This is a genomic window from Frankia sp. AgB1.9, from assembly GCF_016786355.1.
In the GTDB taxonomy this organism is placed as follows: Bacteria; Actinomycetota; Actinomycetes; order Frankiales; family Frankiaceae; genus Pseudofrankia.
In genome coordinates, this window is sequence record NZ_JADWYX010000020.1 from 22691 (window position 1) to 43300 (window position 20610).

Below are 20610 nucleotides of genomic sequence, written 5' to 3' on the forward strand. Positions count from 1 at the left end.
TTGACGATCCTGAAATACGTGGCCGGCAGTGTTGATGACACCAACAATCAACCGCCTGCCGGCCCAGGCCGGCCCGGGTGCGGGCCGCGCGGCGAGCACGAGGCCACGCACGACCCGACCCGGACTGAGGGGAGCGCGATGCGCGTCGGCGTCTTTCTTTTCGGGGCCGTCGAGATGGGCGACACGCTCGGCGCCGGCGGCATCGAACCGACGTCGCGCCGCTACGGGCAGCCGGAGGTGCTCCGGGCGATGCGGCGCCTCCTGGACACCGGGGCGCTCGCCGACGAGCTCGGCTACGACGCCTTCTGGCTGACTGAGCACCATTTCCAGCACGAGGGTTACGAGGTCGTGCCCAACGGCCTGATGTTCGGCGCCTTCCTCGCCGAGCGGACCAGCCGGATCCGGATCGGCACGATGTTCAACGTCGTCGGACAGTGGCACCCGCTGCGCCTGGCCGAGGACTTCGCCATGCTGCACAACCTGTCCGGCGGACGCGCGGTGCTGGGGCTCGGCCGGGGCACGGTGCCGCGCGAGATCGAGCCGCTGTCGCTCGGCCGGGTGTCGATCGGCTCCACCGACAATCCGGACGCGCAGGCCGCGGACACCGTCAACCGCCAGGTCACCGCCGAGGCCGTCGACCTCCTGCTGACGGCTCTGGACAACGAGACGTTCACCCACCGGGGCCGGTACTTCCAGGCCCCGCCACCCGGCATCCCCGACCGGGGCGGCGAGGTCGAGGAGCTGACGCTCATCCCGCGGCCGGTGTACCCGTACGACATCTGGCAGGCGATCAGCAGCCCCGGCTCGCTGGCCGAGGTGCCGACTCGGGGCTTCGGCGGGGTGTTCTGGCTGGTGAGCCGCTCGCTGCTGAAGGCCCGGTGGGAGCGCTACGCCGAGGTGTACGCGGCGGCCCACGGCGGCGCGCCCGAGCCCGGCGAGAAGCGGATGGTCGTGCTCAACACCTACGTGGGCGACACCCACGAGGACGCGATGGAGCGGGCCAGGCCGGGCCACGACGAGTTCTGGCGTTTCCTCGGGCCCTACGGCTGGACCAGGGCCTACCTCGGTCCTGACGGCGGCCCGCCGCCCGCCGGCTGGGTGCCGACCCTGGAGGACTCGGTCGAGCAGGGCGTCTGGGCGGTCGGCACCGCCGAGGAGGTCGCCGCCGCGATCCTGAGGCTGCGCGACGACCTCGGCGGCCTGGCCGACCTGACGATCTTCCCGACCGGCCCGGGCGAGAGCTACGACGCCACCGAGGAACAGCTGCGCCGTTTCGCCCGCGATGTCCGCCCGCTGCTCGACGCCGCGGCCGAGGTGCTCATCCGGTGACGGACGATCCGGTGACGGACGACGACCGGCCGCGACCAGCCGTCCGCCTCGGCCCGACCGCCGTCAACAGCTGGCTGGTCGGTCCGGGGGCGGTCGACCTGCGCCGCCCGGCCCGCCCGGACCGCGCCGTCACGGTGGCCGCGCTGCCGCAGCGGCTCACGTTCGACCTCGCCCGGTCCGCGATCGTCGTCGTCGACATGCAGAACGACTTCTGTCACCCCGACGGCTGGCTCGCCGGCATCGGCGTCGACATCAGCGGGGCGCGGGCGCCGATCCCGGTGCTGGCCGCGCTGCTTCCTGCGCTGCGCACGGCCGGCGTCCCGGTCGTCTGGCTCAACTGGGGCAACCGGGCCGACCGCGCCAACCTGCCCCCGGGCGTGCTGCACGTCTACAACGGTGACGGCGCCGCGACCGGCATCGGCGATCCGCTGCCGAACGGCGCGCCGGTGCTCACCGAGGGCTCCTGGGCGGCGGCCGTCGTCGACGAGCTGGTGATCGAGCCCGGCGACCGGTGTGTGTCGAAGTACCGGATGAGCGGCTTCTGGGACACCCCGCTGGACGCCGTGCTGCGCAACCTGCGGGTCGACACGCTGCTGTTCGCCGGCGTCAACGCGGACCAGTGCGTGCTCGCGACGCTGACCGACGCCGCCTGCCTCGGCTACGACGTGGTGCTGGTCCAGGACGCCGTCGGCACGACTTCGCCGGAGTTCTGCGCGCGGGCGACGGAGTACAACGTCCGGCAGTGCTTCGGCTTCACCCTGACGGCGGCCGACCTCACCGACGCGGTCAGGGCGCTCGCGTGAGCGAGGCGCAGCGCGCCGGGCCGCCGCTGTCGCGGCCGCTGACCGAGGTGACGGCGCACCGGATCTCGCCGGACGACACGGTCCGGCTGGCCGTGCTGTCCGGGCCGGAGCAGGGCTCGCCGACCACCGTGGTGTTCGAGGTGTGGGAGCCCGGCGGAGCCCAGCCGCCGAACTCGCACCCGGTCTCGACCGAGACGTTCGTCGTGCTCGCCGGGCACGGCGTGGCGCACAGCGACGAGCACACCCGGGCGATCGGGCCGGGCGACGTCCTTGTGCTCCCGCCCGGGTCGGTACACCGGATCGTCAACCCGTCGACCACCGACCGGCTCTACACGATCACGGTCATGGCCCCCGACGACGGCTTCGCGGCGCTCGTCGAACGCGGCCCGCTGGCCCCTCTGGACCCAGAGGACCTCGCAGTCCTGCGGGGGCAGCGTCGCTGAGGTGCCGCCCCGCCGGGCGGGAGAGGCAGTATCCCGTCGGGCCGGCACAGTGTCGCTGCGGTGCCGCCCCGCCGGGCGGAGGAGGCAGTATCCCGTCGGGCCGGCACAATGGCACCGTGAGTACCACGTCCCCCGGGCTTGATCCCGCCGTCGCCGGCCGGCTGAAGCGGGACGCCGCCGGGCTGGTCGCGGCCGTCGTCCAGCAGTACGACACCGGGAAGGTGCTGATGGTCGGCTGGATGGACGACGAGGCGCTGCACCGGACGCTGACCACCGGCCGGGCCACCTACTGGAGCCGTAGCCGCCGGGAGTACTGGGTCAAGGGAGACACGTCCGGACACGTCCAGTGGGTGCGCTCGGTCGCGCTCGACTGCGACGGGGACGCGCTGCTCGTCCAGGTCGACCAGGTCGGCCCGGCCTGCCACACCGGGACGTCGACCTGCTTCGACGGCCGTGACCTGGTCGCGGCCGTCGGTTCGCGCGCCGGGCCGAAGCCTCCGACCGCCGCGGCCCCCGCCGTGGATCCGACCGCGGGAGACCAGCATGACGACCGGTGAGATCAGCCCGACCCGCGCCGAGTTCCGGGCGCTGGCCGCCGAGTACACCGTCGTCCCGGTCGCGCGCCGGCTGCTCGCCGACGGCGAGACCCCGGTCGGCATGTACCGCAAGCTCGGCGGCGGCCCCGGCACCTTCCTGCTGGAGTCGGCCGAGCACAGCGGGATGCGGTCGCGCTACTCGATCGTCGGTGTCCGGGCGGCGGCCACCCTCACCGAGATCGACGGTGAGGCCCGCTGGACCGGTGGCGAGGCCCCGCCCGGCGTGCCGACCGGCGGCAGCCCGCTGGCCGCGCTGCGCGCCGTCGAGCGGTCCCTGCGCGCGCCCCGGCTGGACGAGGTGTGGCCAGGCGCCGGCACGTCGGGGATGCCGCCGCTGATGGGTGGCCTCGTCGGCTACCTGTCCTACGACTTCGTCCGGCGGATCGAGCGGCTGCCCGAGCATGCCGTCGACGACCTGCACGTGCCCGAGCTGCGTCTGCTGCTGTGCATGGACCTCGCCGTCCTCGACCATGCCGACGGCTCCTGCCTGCTGGTCGCCAACGTGTTCACCCACGCCGCCGCGCCGCCCGGGCCCGACGGGCTGCCCGCGACGGTCCCGCTGGACGAGGCCGCGCTCGACGCCGCCTACGACGACGCGGTCGGCCGGCTGGAGCTGATGACCGCCGAGCTGCACAAATGGACCGAACCGACCGTCGCGGCCACCCGCGAGATCGCGCCGCTGGACCTCAGCCAGTTCACCTCCGCGATGGCGCCCGGCCAGTTCCAGCAGGCCGTCGAGCGCTCGATCGAGGAGATCCGCGCGGGCGAGTGCTTCCAGATCGTGGTGTCGCAGCGCTTCGAGCGGGCCACCACCGCCGACGCCCTCGACATCTACCGGGTGCTGCGCGCGTCCAACCCGAGCCCGTACATGTACCTGCTGCGGTTCGGTGACTTCGACGTCGTCGGCACGTCGCCCGAGGCACACGTCAAGGTCACCGGTGACCGGGCGCTGCTGCACCCGATCGCCGGCAGCCGGCCGCGCGGGCAGACTCCGGAGGCCGACGCGGCGCTGGCAGCCGAGCTGCTCGCCGACCCGAAGGAGCGGGCCGAGCACGTGATGCTCGTCGACCTGGTCCGCAACGACCTGGGCCGGGTCTGCGTGCCGGGTACCGTGCGGGTGGTCGAGTTCGCCACGATCGAGCGCTACTCACACATCACCCACATCGTCTCCACCGTGATCGGCCAGGTCTCGCCCGAGCACACCGCGATCGACGTGCTCGCCGCGACCTTCCCCGCCGGGACGCTGTCCGGCGCGCCGAAGGTGCGGGCGATGGAGGTCATCGACGAGCTGGAGCCGACCCGGCGCGGCCTGTACGGCGGGGTCGTCGGCTACCTCGACTTCGGCGGCGACCTCGACACCGCGATCGCGATCCGCACGGCCCTGGTCCGGGACGGCCGCGCGTACGTCCAGGCCGGTGCCGGCATCGTCGCCGACTCGGTGCCCGACGCCGAGGACCACGAGAGCCGGACCAAGGCCGCCGCCGTGTTGCGCGCGATCGAGATCGCCGAGACCCTGCGCGCGCCGGGCTGACCATCATCGCAACCGACGGGACCACAGGCATGAGCGCAGACACCGAGCAGGCCGCGTCGACCGGTCTCGCGACCGACCCGGCGACACCCGCGCCGGGCGGTCCGTCCGCCAACCGGCTGGCCGGGCGGTCCGGGCTTGGGGTGGCGGTCGCCGGCTGTCTGCTGGGCGCGGTCCTGGCGCTGCTGGCCGCGTCGGCGACCTGGGTCCACACGGGGGTGCGCGACGCCGCGACGGCCGGCAGCGGGGCGACGGCGGCTCCGCTGGCGGTGAAGCTGGGCGGCGGCGACCTGGCCCCCGCGATCAGCGCCTTCGGCCTGCTGGGCCTGGCCACCGCGGTCGCGCTGGTCGCGACCCGCGGGGTGGCCAGGTGCGTCGTCGGGCTGCTCGTGGCCGCGGCCGGCGTCGGGGTGATCATCTATGCGGCCCGGGTCGGCCTCGACCCGGGCCCGGTCGTGCGGTCCGCGCAGCCCGTCATCGCCCTCGCCCCCAGCGGGCACCCGAGCCTCGGCCCGATCCGGGTGTCGGCCGCGCCCTGGCTCGCGCTGGTGGGCGGGCTGGCGCTGCTCGGCGCCGGCCTGCTGGCCGTCGCCTTCGGCCGCACCTGGCCGGCGATGGGCGGCCGGTACCAGACCAGGTCGCCGCGCCCGCTGGACGCCTGGGAGGCCATCGAGCGCGGCCAGGACCCGACCGTCACGGCGGACTGACGGCCCGCGTCGCCTGCCCGCCCGCGTCGGGCAGCCGGCCAAAAGGTAGCGAATGCATGGCCGAAGGGTGGCCGTACGACACGCCGAACGGCGCGCCGGCCGCCCCGTCCGGTTCGCCGGAAGTGGCGCGCTAGACACGAACGTCACCCCGTGGCAATCCTGTCGCTTGGCGTCGCCGGGCCCGTGTGCTGGGCAACAAGGGGACAACCACGCTGCGTGACCGGTTCGGGCCCACCCCTTGCTGGGTATGGGCTGTTTGGCGGTTGATCGGCCCGACGGTTCCGGCCCGGACAATCAGTGGGCAACTACGGACCGTCAGTGGGTTGATGCGTGCGTGGGGGGCGATGTGCGATGTCCGGCTGGGGGCCTACCATCGGCGCCATGGCAGCGAGAGCCACCGGAGCCCGGCCGTGACCGTCCTCGACGAGATCATTGCCGGCGTCCGCGCCGACTTGGCCGAACGCGAGTCCCAGACCCCGCTTGACGTGCTCAAACAGCGCGTCGAGAAGGTGCCGGACCCGCGCGACGCGCTGGCGGTGCTGCGCGCCCGCCGGGTCGCGGTGATCGCCGAGGTCAAGCGGCGCAGCCCGTCGAAGGGTGACCTGGCCAACATTCCCGACCCGGGGAAGCTGGCCGGTATCTACGAGAGCGCCGGCGCCGCGGCCGTCAGCGTGCTGACCGAGAAGCACCGGTTCGGCGGCTCGCTGGCCGACCTGGACGCCGTCCGGGTAGCGGTCGACGTGCCCGTGCTGCGCAAGGACTTCATCGTCGCGCCGTACCAGATCTGGGAGGCGCGGGCACACGGCGCCGACCTGGTGCTGCTGATCGTCGCGGCGCTCGACCAGCCGCGCCTCGTCGGCCTGCTGGAGCGGATCGAGTCGCTCGGGATGACCGCCCTCGTCGAGGTCCACGACGAGGAGGAGACCCACCGCGCGCTGGACGCGGGCGCCCGGTTGATCGGCGTCAACGCCCGCGACCTCAAGACGCTGGAGGTCCGGCGGGACACCTTCGCGCGGCTGGCGCCCCTGGTGCCGCCCGGCATCCTGAAGGTCGCCGAGTCCGGCATCCGCGGCCCGCGTGACCTGCTCGGCTACGCGGAGGCTGGCGCCGACGCGGTGCTCGTCGGCGAGGCCGCCGTCAGCGGCCCCGACCCGCGGCAGACCGTCGCCGACCTCGTCGCAGCCGGCGCCCACCCGGCGACCAAGGTCGGCCGTTAACCGGCTCGCGTCCAGAAAATCGGTTGGCGGTGGCCGATAGAGTCGGGGCCGTGAGTGCTTCCAGCGCCGGGTCGACCGGTCTTGCCGCTTCGCCAGCTGCCGCTGCCCCGGATGCTGGGGAGTGGGCCAGCGTGCCGGACGGGCTGGGCCACTTCGGACCGTTCGGTGGGCGGTTCGTGCCGGAGGCGCTGATGGCGGCGCTCGACGAGCTGACCGCGGCCTACGACGAGGCCCGCCACGACCCGGCGTTCGTCGCCGAGCTCGACGGCCTGCTGGCCAGCTATGCCGGCCGGCCGACCCCCGTCACCGTGGCCCAGCGGCTCACCGAGCGGATCGGCGGGGCCCGGCTGCTGCTCAAGCGCGAGGACCTCGCGCACACCGGCTCCCACAAGATCAACAACGTCCTCGGCCAGTGTCTGCTGACCAGGCGGATGGGCAAGACCCGGGTGATCGCCGAGACCGGCGCCGGCCAGCACGGCGTCGCCACCGCGACCGCCTGCGCCCTGCTCGGCCTGGAGTGCGTCGTCTACATGGGCGAGGAGGACACCCAGCGCCAGGCGCTGAACGTCGCCAGGATGCGGCTGCTCGGCGCGACCGTCGTCCCGGTCACCTCCGGCAGCCGCACCCTCAAGGACGCCATCAACGAGGCGCTGCGGGACTGGGTCGCGACTGTCGAGCACACGCACTACTGCATCGGCTCGGTGATGGGCCCGCACCCGTTCCCGATGCTCGTCCGCGACTTCCAGCGGATCATCGGCGTCGAGGCCCGCGAGCAGGTGCTCGAGATCACCGGACGGCTGCCCGATGCGGTCGTCGCGTGCGTCGGCGGCGGCTCGAACGCGATGGGCATCTTCCACCGGTTCATCCCCGACACCTCGGTCGCGCTGATCGGCTGCGAGGCGGGCGGCGACGGCCTGGCGACCGGCCGGCACGCCGCCGCGATCGCCGGCGGCGGCTCCGGCGTGCTGCACGGGATGCGCTCCTACTTCCTGCAGGACGAGGACGGCCAGACCCAGGTCTCGCACTCGATCTCCGCGGGCCTGGACTATCCCGGCATCGGCCCCGAGCACGCCTGGCTGCACGACACCGGCCGGGCCACCTACCGGGTGGTCGACGACGCCGCCGCGATGGAGGCTCTCTCCCTCGTCGCGAAGACCGAGGGCATCCTGGTCGCGATCGAGAGCGCCCACGCGTTCGCCGGGGCCTTCGACGTCGCCCGTGAGCTCGGCCCGGACGCGACCGTCCTCGTGAGCTGCTCAGGCCGGGGCGACAAGGACGTCGACACGGCCGCCCGCTGGTTCAACGTTCTCGACGGCGCCGACGGTACGGCCACGAACGGCTGACCGCGCCAGCCAGACAGCACAACGGCCAGCGCCCGGGCAGTCCGGGCTCGCAGAGGTCGGCCGGGCCAGCCGGCCGGGAGATGGACAACCACGTGGTGGGACAGGGCACGCCTGGGCGGATCGCGGACACCTTCGCCGCGGCGCGCAAGGAGGGCCGTTCGGTCCTCATCGGCTACCTGCCGGCGGGCTACCCGTCGGTGGACGGCGCGATCGAGGCGATCCGCGCGATGGTCGAGGCCGGGGTCGACATCGTCGAGCTCGGCCTGCCGTACTCGGACCCGACGATCGACGGGCCGGTCATCCAGGAGGCCGTCGACGCGGCGCTGCGGGCCGGTGTCACCACCGCCGACGTGCTGCGCACGGTCGAGGCGGTCACCGCGACGGGTGCGCCGACGCTCGTGATGACCTACTGGAACCCGATCGAGCGGCACGGCGTCGAGCGGTTCGCCGCCGATCTCGCCGCCGCCGGTGGCGCCGGCACGATCACCCCGGACCTGCCGCCTGAGGAGGCCGGCCCGTGGCTGGAGGCCGCCGGCCGGCACGGCCTCGACTCGGTGTTCCTGGTCGCGCCCAGCTCCTCGGACGCCCGGATGCGACGGGTGACCGGCATCGCCAGTGGCTTCGTCTACGCCGCGTCGCTGATGGGCGTCACCGGCGTCCGCGAGTCGGTCGGCGCCTCGGCCGAGGGTCTGGTCAAGCGAGTGCGGGGGGTCACCGACCTGCCGGTGGCGGTCGGGCTGGGGGTCCGGGACGGGGCCCAGGCCGCGACCGTGGCGGGCTTCGCCGACGGAGTGATCGTCGGCACCGCGCTGGTCCGCTGCCTGGTCGACGCGGAACGCTCTGGCGCCGGCCGCGAGGCCGGCCTCGCCGCGGTCCGCAAGCTCACCGCCGACCTCGCCGCCGGCGTCCGCGCCGGTTCCTGACCGGGGCCTGCCCGGCCGCCGGTCAACGGCCGCCGCTGGCCGGCTGTGCTCTGCCTCGCCGCCGCGCCGGCCCCAGCTCGCGGCTTGATCGCTGTTTTGGCCTTCCAGTGGTTGCGATCCGGCCCAGCTGACGACCACTACAGGGCCAAAACGGCGATCATCAGGTCACGGCCGGACGCGCGGGGCCGCCACCGGCCGACGGCCGGCCCGGGTTCTCGTGACCGGCCCGGTCGGTAGTCCCTCCGGGGGCGAGGTTGGCCACGGCGGCGTCCAAACTGGCCGGAGTTGTCAACCTTTGTTCCAGGACGGGTAGACGACAGTGGGTCCCCGCTAGGTAGCCTTGCGCCGTGGTCCTAGCCGCGATCCCTAGCCCCTCTCGAGGTGTCCTGCACCTCGGGCCCCTGCCGCTGCGCGCCTACGCCTTTATGATCATCATTGGCGTCATCGTCGCCGTCTGGCTGACCGGCCGCCGGCTGCAGGCCCGCGGCGTCGACCCGAACTTCGCCAGCGACGCGGGCGTGGGCGCGGTGCTGCTCGGCATCATCGGTGCCCGGATCTACCACGTCCTCACCAGCCCGCAGGCCTACTTCGGCAAGAACGGCGACCTGGTCCACGTCCTGTACGTGTGGAACGGCGGGCTCGGGATCTGGGGGGCGGTCGCGGGCGGCGCGCTCGGTGTGTGGCTCGCCTGCCGCCGGGCCGGCGTGCCGTTCCTGCTGTTCTCCGACGCCGCCGCGCCTGGCCTGATCTTCGCGCAGGCGATCGGCCGCTGGGGCAACTACTTCAACCAGGAGCTCTTCGGCCGGCCCACCACGCTGCCGTGGGGCCTGAAGATCGACCCGGCGCACCGGCCCATCGGCTACGAGCAGTACGCGACCTTCCACCCGACGTTCCTGTACGAGTCGATCTGGGACGTGGCGGTCGGCGTGACGCTGCTGGTCATCGACCGTCGGGCCAGGCTCGGCCGCGGCCGGCTGCTCGCGCTCTACATCCTGATGTACACCGTCGGCCGCGGCCTGATCGAGGCGCTGCGGATCGACGACGCCGAGCACTTCCTCGGCCTGCGCCTCAACGACTGGACCAGCATCGTGGTCTTCCTGGGCGCCGTGGTGATGTACCTGCTGATCCGCAAGCCCGTCGACCGGGACGTCAGCTCGGCCGACGAGATTGCCGTCGGGACCGAGTCGGCCGAGATCGCCGCTGCCCCCGAGGCGGGTGGCGCCGGCGACGCGCAGGACGGTGCCACGGTCACCGCCGGCGCCGTCAGTGGGCGGCCGGCGGCGGACACACCCGCCGCCGTGGCCCCGTCCCCAGCGACGGACGGCGGTGACAACACGGCCGTGCCTGGCCGCGCCGATGGCTGACGAAGGCCCGGCCCACGGACATCCGGGTGACGGAGGCTCGGCCGACGGGGGCTCGGGTGACGGGAGCCCGGCTGCCGGGGCCCCGCTGGACGGGAGTCTGAGCCGGGCCGCTCGCCCGGACGACGCGATCCCTCCTGACGGGAGCCAGGCCGGCCGACGGGGTGCTCGCCGGGCGTCCAACCGGTCGGAGGCCGCCTACCGGCCCGGGATGCACCAGCACCACCATGACGCCCACCGCGACGTCTCCGGTGGCTGGCTGCGCCCGGCGGTGTTCGGCGTGATGGACGGGCTGGTGAGCAACGTCGCACTGCTGTCCGGGTTCGCCGGCAGCAACGCGTCCCACTCGACGGCGACGCTGGCCGGCCTCGCCGGGGTGGCGGCCGGGGCGTTCTCGATGGCGACCGGGGAGTACACCTCGGTCCGGTCGCAGAACGAGGCGATGGCCGCGGAGATCGAGGTCGAGCGGCAGGCGCTGACGCAGTTCCCGTTCGACGAGCGGGCCGAGCTGGCCGCGACCTACGCCCGCAAGGGCGTCGACCCGGCGCTGGCCGAGGCCGTCGCTGGCCAGCTGCACGACAACCCCGAGGTCGCGCTGGCGGTGCACAGCCAGGAGGAGCTCGGGGTGACCCCGGGCCGGCTGCCGAGCGCGGTGCTGGCGGCCTTCTCGTCGTTCACGGCGTTCGCGCTCGGTGCGCTGGTACCGGTGCTGCCCTACCTGGTCGCGCACTGGGTCCTGGGCGGCTACACGTTCCTCGCGAGCGCGGTGCTGGCCGCCTGCGCGCTGTTCGGGGTCGGGGTGGCCGTCAGCCGGTTCACCGGGCGCTCACCATGGCTGTCAGGGGGCCGCCAGCTCGTGCTCGGCGCACTGGCCGCCGCCGCCACCTACCTGGTCGGTGCCCTCGTCGGCGGCGTGGTCAACTGACCGGAGGCGCCGGCGCCGCGATGGGCCGAACTCCGAGGTGAGAACAGCTCTAACCTCGGCGGACAAGAAGGTTAGCAAAGGTAAGGCTCGCCCGCTTGGAACACAACCGTCACATTCATGTGACCTGCCGGACACTGACGATCTCAGCGAATCGGGCGGCGACATGGCACACTCGGTGGAGCGCAAGACGCGGCTGGCTCACCGCGCCCTGTCCCAGCTGTCTCGGCTCTGGCCGCGCGGACCCGGACGCCCGGCACCCGGGCTCCCGAAACGCCCGAGCGCCGGCTAACCGGGGCGTCCTGGGGTCACGGCTCCGGTGCGCGGCGCCGGTGCCGCCTGGTCGTCGTCGATGCGCTCCCGGACAGCGTCGTCCGCACCCTTCAGGCACTGAAGACGGACAGGACACGCCGGATGCCGACTAAGCAAGGTCTCTACGACCCCTCGTACGAGCACGACGCCTGTGGTGTCGGCTTCGTTGTCGACGTGCACGGCCGCCGCAGCCACGAACTGGTCGACCAGGGCCTGACAGTACTGCGCAACCTTGACCATCGTGGCGCCTCCGGCAGCGACCCGGACACGGGTGACGGCGCGGGCATTCTCGTCCAGGTCCCGGACGTGTTCCTGCGTGACGTGGCGGGTTTCCCGCTTCCCGCGGCCGGCCGGTACGCCGTCGGCATCGGCTTCCTCCCCCAGGTGGCGGGCGACCGCGACGAGGCCGTCCGCACCATCGGCCGGCTGGCCCGCCAGGAGCGCCTGCGGGTTCTCGGCTGGCGTGAGCTGCCCGTCGTCAGCCACATCGTCGGGCACGCGGCCCGCGAGGTCGAGCCCCGGATGCGTCAGCTGTTCGTGACGCTGCCGGGCACCGCCGTCAGTGCGGCGGTCGGCGCGCCCATCGACGACGACGCCCCGTTCGACCAGCTCGAGCTGGAGCGCCGGGCGTTCTGCCTGCGCAAGCGGATTCAGCGCGAGACGGGCGTCTATTTCCCGTCGTTGTCGGCGCGCACCATCGTCTACAAGGGAATGCTGACAACGCACCAGCTGTCCGCCTATTTCCCGGACCTGGACGACCCACGGTTCGCGAGCGCTATCGCTCTCGTGCACAGCCGCTTCTCGACGAACACCTTCCCGAGCTGGCCGCTGGCGCATCCCTATCGCCTGATCGCGCACAACGGTGAGATCAACACCGTCCGCGGCAACCGGAACTGGATGCGCGCCCGCGAGGCGCTGCTGGAAAGCGATCTGATTCCCGGCGATCTGGCCCGGCTTTTCCCGATCTGCGCCGACGGCGCCAGCGACTCGGCCAGCTTCGACGAGGTGCTGGAGCTCCTGCACCTGGGCGGCCGCAGCCTGCCGCACGCCGTCCTGATGATGATCCCGGAGGCGTGGGAGAACCACGCCGAGATGGACCCGAAGCGCCGCGCCTTCTACCAGTTCCACGCGACCCTGATGGAGCCCTGGGACGGTCCGGCGTCGATCGCCTTCACCGACGGCACGATGATCGGCGCGGTCCTCGACCGCAACGGCCTGCGCCCGTCGCGGTACTGGGTCACCGACGACGGTCTGGTCGTCATGGCCTCCGAGGTCGGCGTCCTGGACATCCCGCCGCACCGGGTCATCCAGAAGGGCCGGCTGCAGCCGGGCCGGATGTTCCTGATCGACACGGCCAAGGGCCGGATCGTCAGCGACGACGAGATCAAGTCTGAGCTGGCCTCCGCCGCGCCGTACGACGAGTGGCTGCACGCGGGCGTCATCGCGCTGAGCGACCTGCCGGAGCGCGAGCGCGTCGTCTACAGCCACGAGTCGGTCACCCGCCGTCAGCAGGTCTTCGGCTACACCGAGGAGGAGCTGCGGGTCATTGTCGCGCCGATGGCGCGGTCGGGCGCGGAGCCGATCGGCTCGATGGGCACCGACACCCCGGTCGCGGTGCTCTCCGAGCGGCCCCGGCTGCTGTTCGACTACTTCCAGCAGCTGTTCGCGCAGGTCACCAACCCGCCGCTGGACGCCATCCGCGAGGAGCTGGTCACCAGCCTGGGCCACTACCTCGGCCCGGAGGGCAACCTGCTCGACGCCGGCGCGGCGACGTGTCGCGTCGTGGAGATCCCCTACCCGGTGATCAGCAACACCGAGCTGGCGAAGATCATCGGCATCAACGACGACGGTGACATGCCCGGCTTCGCGGCCGTCACCGTCCGTGGCCTCTACGAGGTCGCCGGCGGAGGTACGGCGCTGGTGGCCCGGATCGAGGAGATCTGCGCTGGCGTCAGCGCGGCCATCGCCGACGGCGCCCGGATCGTCGTGCTGTCCGACCGGGACTCCGACGCGCGGCTCGCGCCGATCCCGTCGCTGCTGCTCACCGCGGCGGTGCACCACCACCTGATCCGGGAGAAGACCCGGACCAAGGTCGGCCTGATCGTCGAGAGCGGCGACGCCCGCGAGGTGCACCACGTCGCGCTGCTGAACGGCTTCGGCGCCGCCGCGGTCAACCCGTACCTGGCGTTCGAGTCGGTCGAGGACCTGATCCGCCGCGGCGAGATCACGGGCGTCACCCCGGAGCAGGCCGAGAAGAACATCGTCAAGGCGTTCGGCAAGGGCGTCCTGAAGGTGATGTCCAAGATGGGCATCTCCACCATCGCCAGCTACACCGGCGCCCAGGTGTTCGAGGCGATCGGCCTGCGCTCCGACGTGATCGAGCGGTACTTCACCGGCACCGCGTCCCGGATCGACGGCGTCGGCATCGACGTGCTCGCCGCCGAGGTCGCCGTCCGCCACGCCAGGGCCCATCCGCGGGTGGCCTCCGAGCTCGCGCACCGGGCGCTGGAGACCGGCGGCGAGTACCAGTGGCGCCGCGACGGCGAGGTGCACCTGTTCAACCCGGAGACGGTCTTCCTCCTGCAGCACGCGACCCGGACCCGCCAGTACGAGGTCTTCAAGGAGTACACGGCCAAGGTCGACGACCTCTCGAAGCGCAACGCGACCCTGCGGGGCCTGTTCGAGCTGCGCCCCGGCCTGCGCCGGCCGATCCCGATCGAGCAGGTGGAGCCGGTCTCCGAGATCGTCAAGCGGTTCGCCACCGGCGCGATGTCCTACGGCTCGATCAGCGCGGAGGCGCACGAGACCCTGGCGATCGCGATGAACCGGCTCGGCGGCAAGTCGAACACCGGCGAGGGCGGCGAGGACGCGGAGCGCTTCGTGCCCGACGCCAACGGGGACCTGCGTCGTTCCGCGGTCAAGCAGGTGGCGTCCGGCCGGTTCGGCGTGACCAGCGAGTACCTCGTGAACGCCGACGACCTGCAGATCAAGATGGCGCAGGGCGCGAAGCCGGGGGAGGGCGGCCAGCTGCCCGCCCACAAGGTCTACCCGTGGATCGCGCGGACCCGGCACTCGACGCCGGGCGTCGGCCTGATCTCGCCGCCGCCGCACCACGACATCTACTCGATCGAGGACCTCGCCCAGCTCATCCACGACCTGAAGAACGCCAACCCGGCGGCGCGGGTGCACGTCAAGCTCGTCGCCGAGGTCGGCGTCGGCACGGTCGCGGCCGGCGTGTCCAAGGCGCACGCCGACGTGGTGCTGATCTCCGGCCATGACGGCGGCACGGGGGCGTCGCCGCTGACGTCGCTCAAGCACGCCGGCGCTCCCTGGGAGCTGGGCCTGGCCGAGACGCAGCAGACGCTGCTGCTCAACGGCCTGCGCGACCGGATCGTGGTGCAGGTCGACGGCCAGATCAAGACCGGCCGTGACGTCGTCATCGGCGCGCTGCTCGGCGCCGAGGAGTTCGGCTTCGCGACGGCGCCGCTGGTGGTCGCCGGCTGCGTGATGATGCGGGTCTGCCACCTCGACACCTGCCCGGTCGGTGTCGCCACCCAGAACCCGGAGCTGCGTGCGCGTTTCACCGGCAAGCCGGAGTTCGTCGAGAACTTCTTCACCTTCATCGCGGAGGAGGTCCGGGAGTACCTGGCGCAGCTGGGCTTCCGGACGCTGAAGGAGGCCGTCGGCCGGGTCGACATCCTGGACGCGACCTTCGCCGTCGAGCACTGGAAGGCCGCCGGGCTGGACATCAGCCCGCTGCTGCACACCCCGGAGACGCCGTTCGGTGGCTCGCTGTCCAACGCCGCGAGCCAGGACCACGGCCTCGACAAGGCGCTGGACAACTCGCTGATCCAGCTGTGCGAGGGCGCCCTGGAGGACGGGCGCCCGGTGTGGCTGGAGATGCCGATCCGCAACGTCAACCGCACCGTCGGCACGATGCTCGGCTACGAGGTCACCCGCCGCTACGGCGCCGTCGGTCTGCCCGACGACACGATCTCGCTGCGGTTCACCGGCTCCGCCGGTCAGAGCTTCGGCGCGTTCGTCCCGCGCGGCATCACCCTCACCCTTGAGGGCGACGTCAACGACTACACCGGCAAGGGCCTGTCCGGCGGGCGGATCATCGTCTTCCCGCCGAAGGAGGCGCCGCTGCGCGCCGAGGAGAACACGATCGCCGGCAACGTGCTGCTCTACGGCGCGACCGCGGGCGAGGCGTACTTCCGGGGTGCCGTCGGCGAGCGCTTCTGCGTCCGCAACTCGGGCGCGACCGCGATCGTCGAGGGCGTCGGCGACCACGGCTGCGAGTACATGACCGGCGGCACCGTCGTCGTGCTCGGCCAGATCGGGCGCAACTTCGCCGCCGGCATGAGCGGCGGCGTCGCCTACCTGTACGACCCGGTCGTGGAGCGGATCAACGGCGAGATGGTCGACATCGAGCCACTCGACGCCGAGGACCGGGCGCAGCTCGTCTCCCTGCTGACCCGCCACCGGCGCGAGACCGGCTCCACGGTCGCCGCCGGGCTGCTCGCGAGCTGGGAGGACGAGCAGGCCAAGTTCGTCAAGGTCATGCCCCGCGACTACAAGCGGGTACTGACCGTGATCGCGCAGGCCAAGGAGCAGGGCGTCCCCGCCGACGAACTGATCATGGCAGCAGCCCGAGCCTGACCCAGCCGTCTAGAGACAAGGACCTCAATGGCTGACCCGACTGGGTTTCTCCGGCACCACCGGGAGCTACCGGCGCGCCGGCCCGTGGATGTGCGGATCCAGGACTGGCGGGAGGTCTACCAGGACTTCCCGGCGCCTTCGCTGTCCGCGCAGGCCTCCCGTTGCATGGACTGCGGGATCCCGTTCTGCCACAACGGCTGTCCGCTGGGCAACCTGATCCCGGAGTGGAACGACCTCGCCCGCCGGGACGAGTGGCAGGAGGCCATCGACCGGCTGCACGCGACGAACAACTTCCCGGAGTTCACCGGGCGGTTGTGCCCGGCGCCGTGCGAGACCGCCTGCGTGCTCGGCATCTCCGACGACCCGGTGACCATCAAGCAGATCGAGGTCTCGATCATCGACCGGGCGCTGGCCGAGGGCCGGGTCGTCCCGGTGCCGCCGTCGGTGCGGACCGGCCGGAAGGTCGCCGTCGTCGGCTCCGGCCCCGCCGGGCTCGCCGCCGCGCAGCAGCTCACCCGCGCCGGCCACGACGTGACCGTCTTCGAGCGGGCCGACCGGATCGGCGGCCTGCTGCGCTACGGCATCCCCGAGTTCAAGATGGAGAAGGCCGTCCTCGACCGGCGCCTGGAGCAGATGGCGGCCGAGGGGACCACGTTCGTCACCTCCTGCGACGTCGGCGTCGACCTCTCCGTCGAGGAGCTGCGCGCCACGTTCGACGCGGTCGTGCTGGCCGGTGGCTCCACGATCGGTCGGGACCTGCCGGTGCCGGGCCGGGAGCTCAACGGTGTCCACTTCGCGATGGAGTTCCTGCCGCTGGCCAACCGGGTGCAGGAGGGCGACCTCACCGAGCCGGAGATCAGCGCCAAGGGCAAGCGCGTCGTCGTCATCGGCGGCGGCGACACCGGGGCCGACTGCCTCGGCACCTCGCATCGCCAGGGCGCCGTCTCCGTGCACCAGCTGGAGATCATGCCGCGCCCGCCGGAGAAGCGGCCAGCGGCGAGCCCGTGGCCGACCTACCCGATGCTCTACCGGGTGACCTCGGCGCACGAGGAGGGCGGCGAGCGGGTCTACGCCGTCTCCACCGAGTCCTTCCTCGGCGACGAGGAGGGCCGGCTGCGCGCGCTGCGCCTGTACGAGGTCCAGTCGGTCGACGGGAAGTTCCAGAAGGTCGAGGGCAGCGAGACGGAGCTGCCCTGCGAGCTGGCACTGCTGGCGATGGGCTTCGTCGGCCCGCAGCGCGAGGGCCTGGTCGAGGGCCTCGGCGTCGAGCTGGACGCCAGGGGCAACGTGGCCCGCGACGCAGGGTGGCAGTCGTCCGTCCCCGGTGTCTTCGTCGCCGGCGACATGGGCCGCGGCCAGTCGCTGATCGTCTGGGCGATCGCCGAGGGCCGCTCGGCCGCCGCAGCGGTCGACCGCTACCTCAGCGGCGCGACCGACCTCCCGGAGCCGATCACTCCCACTCGCCGATAAAACGAGCCCACCGGTGGCCGGTATGCGTGTCCTCCGACACGGCATACCGGCCACTGGTCTTTTACGGAGCGCGCTATGCGGATCTGAGAATGGGATTTTCAGACTGGCGTGCATCGTCGGCAGGCCGCGTGGGTGACCTGTGTGGACCTCGGCCCGACGCCGGCCGGGGGCATTGATCTCGGGTCCACGTCAGTTCCGGGTGGACGTATGACGACGCTGACCGATAGGCTGCGCGGGCCGCGGCAGGCAGTCGACCATGCCGGCGGACGCCGTTGGTGCGGACCTGGGCCGTGCCCCTGGGCGGGACCGCCAGATGCCTGAGACGAGTTGGGTTAGCCGTCTCCTTTAGGCGCACGAGTCTGGGCGATTCCGGCCGTTGTTCCCGCGAAGTCAGGTCATATTTCTTACAGGTCATCCAGCTATGTGGGGGATTGGTGCGCGGTAGCGTCCATTCGGTGAGAGTCGTGCTGCTCGGACCTCCGGGCTCTGGAAAAGGCACGCAGGCCGCACGGATCAGCTCCCGCCACGGCATCCCGGCGATCTCCACGGGCCGGCTGCTCGACGCGGAGATCGCCGCTGGTTCACCGCTCGGCCGTCGCGCCGAGGAGTTCGTCCGCTCAGGCGAACTGGTCCCCGACGAGCTCGTGCTCGACCTGGTCGCGGACCGCCTGTTCGGCTCGTCCGCCGCTGCCGTGCTCGACCACGAGCCCGTGGCGGCCCTCGCCGCCAGCACCCCGGTCGCCGCGGCCGTGCCGCTGTCCGCCCTGGCCGGGCCGGGCGCGTACGCCCCGGTGCCGGTCGCCGCGGACGTGTGCCGCGGCTTCCTGCTCGACGGGTTCCCACGGACGGTCGCCCAGGCCGAGGCGTTCGACGCCCGGTTCGGGGACGCCCTGGAGGCATACCGCGAGACGACGGAGGAGCTTCGGCTGCCCCCGGCCGACTGCGCCGGCAAGGCCCGCGCCGTGGACGTCGTCCTCGACCTCGACGTCGACGAGTCGACCGTGCTGCGCCGGATCAGCCACCGCTCCAGCACGGAGGACCGCCTCGACGACAACGAGGAGACGGCCAAGCGCCGCCTCAAGGTCTTCGCCGAACGAACCGCCCCGCTGCGCGCCTACTACGCCCGCGCCGGCGTCCTGCGCACCATCGACGGCTCAGGCACCCCCGACGACGTGGCCGCCCGCATCGAGGCAGTCCTCACCTCCCTGACCTGACGAACCGGGGTCAGGCTGTCCCGGGCAGCCTGACCGGTGGGCGGGCCCGGGTGGCCTTGATCGCTGTTTTGGCCCTGGGTGGTCGTGGCGCGGGCGTTTCCACGACCACCTCAGGGCTCAAACGGCGATCATGACGGCGGAGCGGGCGGTGGATCTTCGCATTCGGCGGCGCCCACGGATCTTCGCTCCGCGCGGTGCGGTGGATCTGCGTGGCGGCTGGGTTCGCCGCGATGCGAGCTGCGGCAGGCGCGGGCCGGGAGCCGGGCGGTGGGTGGTCTCGTCGCCCGGGTCGGTGGCCTTCTGGGGGGCTCGCGAGGGGCTTGGCCTTGCTCTGGGATCGCAGATTGGATACTTTATGCTCATTGGGGCCGAGTTCGGGCCCTGGCGCGACACCGCGGCCGCGGTGCGCGGTCTCCTTCTCCGCCGGGCTTGCGTCGTGTCGTAGAGCCGCGTGGCCCGGTATCTGTTCGGGAGCGCGGATGGTCGAGTTCAACCCGTACGACCCTGCGACTTATCGCGACCCTTACCCGGTGTACCGCGCGTTGCGGGACGAGGCGCCCGTCTTCCACAACCCTGACCTGAGGTTCTGGGCGCTGTCCCGGCATGCCGACGTGTTGGCGGCCCACAACGACTGGGACACGTACTCCAGCGCCGGTGGTGTCACGATCGAGGGCACCGAGGCCGGCTCGCCGATGATCATTCTCCGGGATCCGCCGGAGCACCGGTGGCACCGCAAGATCGTCGGCAAGGTGTTCACGCCGCGCCGGATGCTGGACCTGGAGCCCTACATCCGTCGACGGGCCGGCGAGCTGCTCGACCGTTTCGCCGACTCCGACGAGTTCGACATCGTCCGCGAGTTCTCGGTCACCCTCCCGCTGGACGTGATCAGCGAGCTGCTCGGCATCCCCGAGGAGCACCGCGCGACCGTCAACGAGGCCGCCGACGCGATGCTGATGCGCGGCGACGGCGCCGACGACGAGCAGGTCTTCGCCGAGAGCGCGGGGACGCTGCTCAACCTCTACCTCTCGCTGGTGGCCGAGCGGCGCAAGAAGCCGACCGGCGACCCGATCAGCCTGCTGATCGAGACCAAGGTCGCCGACGACGAGGACGGCGCCACCCGGGCGATGGACGACGACGAGATCGCCTTCCGGTTCATCGAGCTGAGCGTGGCCGGCCACGAGACGGTCGCCAAGGCCATCCCGAACGGGCTGATGGCGTTGACCCGGTTCCCCGAGCAGCGCCGCCTGCTGCTGGCTGATCCGAGCCGTTACGACCGGGCGGCCGGCGAGACGCTCCGTTTCGACGCGCCGTCGCAGCTCCAGGGCCGGACCACGAAACGGGACGTCGAGCTGCACGGCGTCACGATCCCGGCCGGTGACCGGGTCATGCTGATCACCGGGTCGGCGCTGCGTGACGAGCGGGTCTACGAGAACCCGGACGTGTTCGACCTGAACCGCCGGGACGAGCCGTCGACGGTGTTCTTCGGCTTCGGCATCCACCGCTGCCTCGGTGCCCACCTGGCCCGGCTGGAGGTCAGGGTCGCCCTGGAGGAGGTCCTCCGACGCTTCCCGGACTTCGTGGCCGACCCGACCCGCGCGGTCATGAAGGTCTCGTCCAACGTCCGAGGCGCCGCCAACCTCCCGTTCGCCACCAGGGGCGCCGCCATCGCGGTCTGAGCTACCTGGTTTGAGTTACGTGGCTTGAGCTACCTGGTTTGAGCTAGCTGGTTCGGGACCCCGGGGGCCCCCGGGGCCCGGGGCGCCCGCGGGGCGGCGCGCCC

The 20610-nt window shown here is 72.4% G+C and carries 15 protein-coding genes; all 15 read left to right on the plus strand.

What is annotated here, in order from left to right; genetic code table 11:
* The first annotated feature begins 138 nt into the window (after positions 1-138).
* The 15 genes from I6A60_RS09920 (at position 139) to I6A60_RS09990 (ending at position 20506) form a co-directional block, all read left to right on the plus strand.
* On the plus strand, positions 139-1329 hold the full coding sequence (locus I6A60_RS09920) for an LLM class flavin-dependent oxidoreductase (RefSeq protein WP_203019308.1): 1191 nt from the start codon (positions 139-141) through the stop codon (positions 1327-1329).
* Positions 1326-2132 (plus strand): isochorismatase family cysteine hydrolase, encoded by an 807-nt coding sequence (locus tag I6A60_RS09925; RefSeq protein ID WP_307873610.1) that lies wholly within the window; start codon positions 1326-1328, stop codon positions 2130-2132. The genes I6A60_RS09920 and I6A60_RS09925 overlap by 4 nt, the downstream gene beginning before the upstream one ends.
* Positions 2129-2575, plus strand: coding sequence for a cupin domain-containing protein (locus tag I6A60_RS09930; RefSeq protein ID WP_203019310.1), 447 nt, complete (start codon positions 2129-2131; stop codon positions 2573-2575). Before I6A60_RS09925 ends, I6A60_RS09930 begins: the two co-directional genes overlap by 4 nt.
* 116 nt (positions 2576-2691) lie before the next feature.
* On the plus strand, positions 2692-3132 hold the full coding sequence (gene hisI, locus I6A60_RS09935) for a phosphoribosyl-AMP cyclohydrolase (protein ID WP_203019321.1): 441 nt from the start codon (positions 2692-2694) through the stop codon (positions 3130-3132).
* Complete coding sequence (locus tag I6A60_RS09940) at positions 3119-4702, plus strand: anthranilate synthase component I (protein ID WP_203019323.1); 1584 nt, start codon at positions 3119-3121, stop codon at positions 4700-4702. The genes hisI and I6A60_RS09940 overlap by 14 nt, the downstream gene beginning before the upstream one ends.
* Before the next feature lie 29 nt (positions 4703-4731).
* Entirely contained in the window at positions 4732-5406 is a 675-nt protein-coding gene (locus tag I6A60_RS09945; RefSeq protein WP_203019325.1) for a Trp biosynthesis-associated membrane protein, read from the plus strand.
* A gap of 410 nt (positions 5407-5816) precedes the next feature.
* Positions 5817-6623, plus strand: a complete 807-nt coding sequence (gene trpC / locus I6A60_RS09950; protein WP_203019327.1) for an indole-3-glycerol phosphate synthase TrpC — start codon at positions 5817-5819, stop codon at positions 6621-6623.
* Between the two features lie 50 nt (positions 6624-6673).
* Complete coding sequence (gene trpB / locus I6A60_RS09955; protein ID WP_203019329.1) at positions 6674-7966, plus strand: tryptophan synthase subunit beta; 1293 nt, start codon at positions 6674-6676, stop codon at positions 7964-7966.
* 80 nt (positions 7967-8046) lie between these two features.
* Positions 8047-8889, plus strand: coding sequence for a tryptophan synthase subunit alpha (gene trpA, locus I6A60_RS09960; RefSeq protein ID WP_203019331.1), 843 nt, complete (start codon positions 8047-8049; stop codon positions 8887-8889).
* Positions 8890-9236: 347 nt separating this feature from the next.
* Positions 9237-10253 carry a prolipoprotein diacylglyceryl transferase gene (gene lgt, locus I6A60_RS09965; protein ID WP_203019341.1) on the plus strand — a complete coding sequence of 339 codons (1017 nt, stop codon included), beginning with the start codon at positions 9237-9239 and terminating at the stop codon, positions 10251-10253.
* A 208-nt stretch (positions 10254-10461) separates the two neighbouring features.
* Positions 10462-11175: a VIT1/CCC1 transporter family protein gene (locus I6A60_RS09970; protein ID WP_203019364.1), complete on the plus strand. Its 714-nt coding sequence runs from the start codon at positions 10462-10464 to the stop codon at positions 11173-11175.
* Between the two features lie 411 nt (positions 11176-11586).
* Complete coding sequence (gene gltB / locus I6A60_RS09975; protein ID WP_203019345.1) at positions 11587-16146, plus strand: glutamate synthase large subunit; 4560 nt, start codon at positions 11587-11589, stop codon at positions 16144-16146.
* Positions 16147-16173: 27 nt separating this feature from the next.
* On the plus strand, positions 16174-17616 hold the full coding sequence (locus tag I6A60_RS09980) for a glutamate synthase subunit beta (RefSeq protein WP_203019347.1): 1443 nt from the start codon (positions 16174-16176) through the stop codon (positions 17614-17616).
* A gap of 455 nt (positions 17617-18071) precedes the next feature.
* Positions 18072-18830 carry a nucleoside monophosphate kinase gene (locus I6A60_RS09985; RefSeq protein WP_307873611.1) on the plus strand — a complete coding sequence of 253 codons (759 nt, stop codon included), beginning with the start codon at positions 18072-18074 and terminating at the stop codon, positions 18828-18830.
* A 479-nt stretch (positions 18831-19309) separates the two neighbouring features.
* Positions 19310-20506, plus strand: coding sequence for a cytochrome P450 (locus tag I6A60_RS09990; protein ID WP_203019358.1), 1197 nt, complete (start codon positions 19310-19312; stop codon positions 20504-20506).
* The last annotated feature ends 104 nt before the right edge of the window (positions 20507-20610 follow it).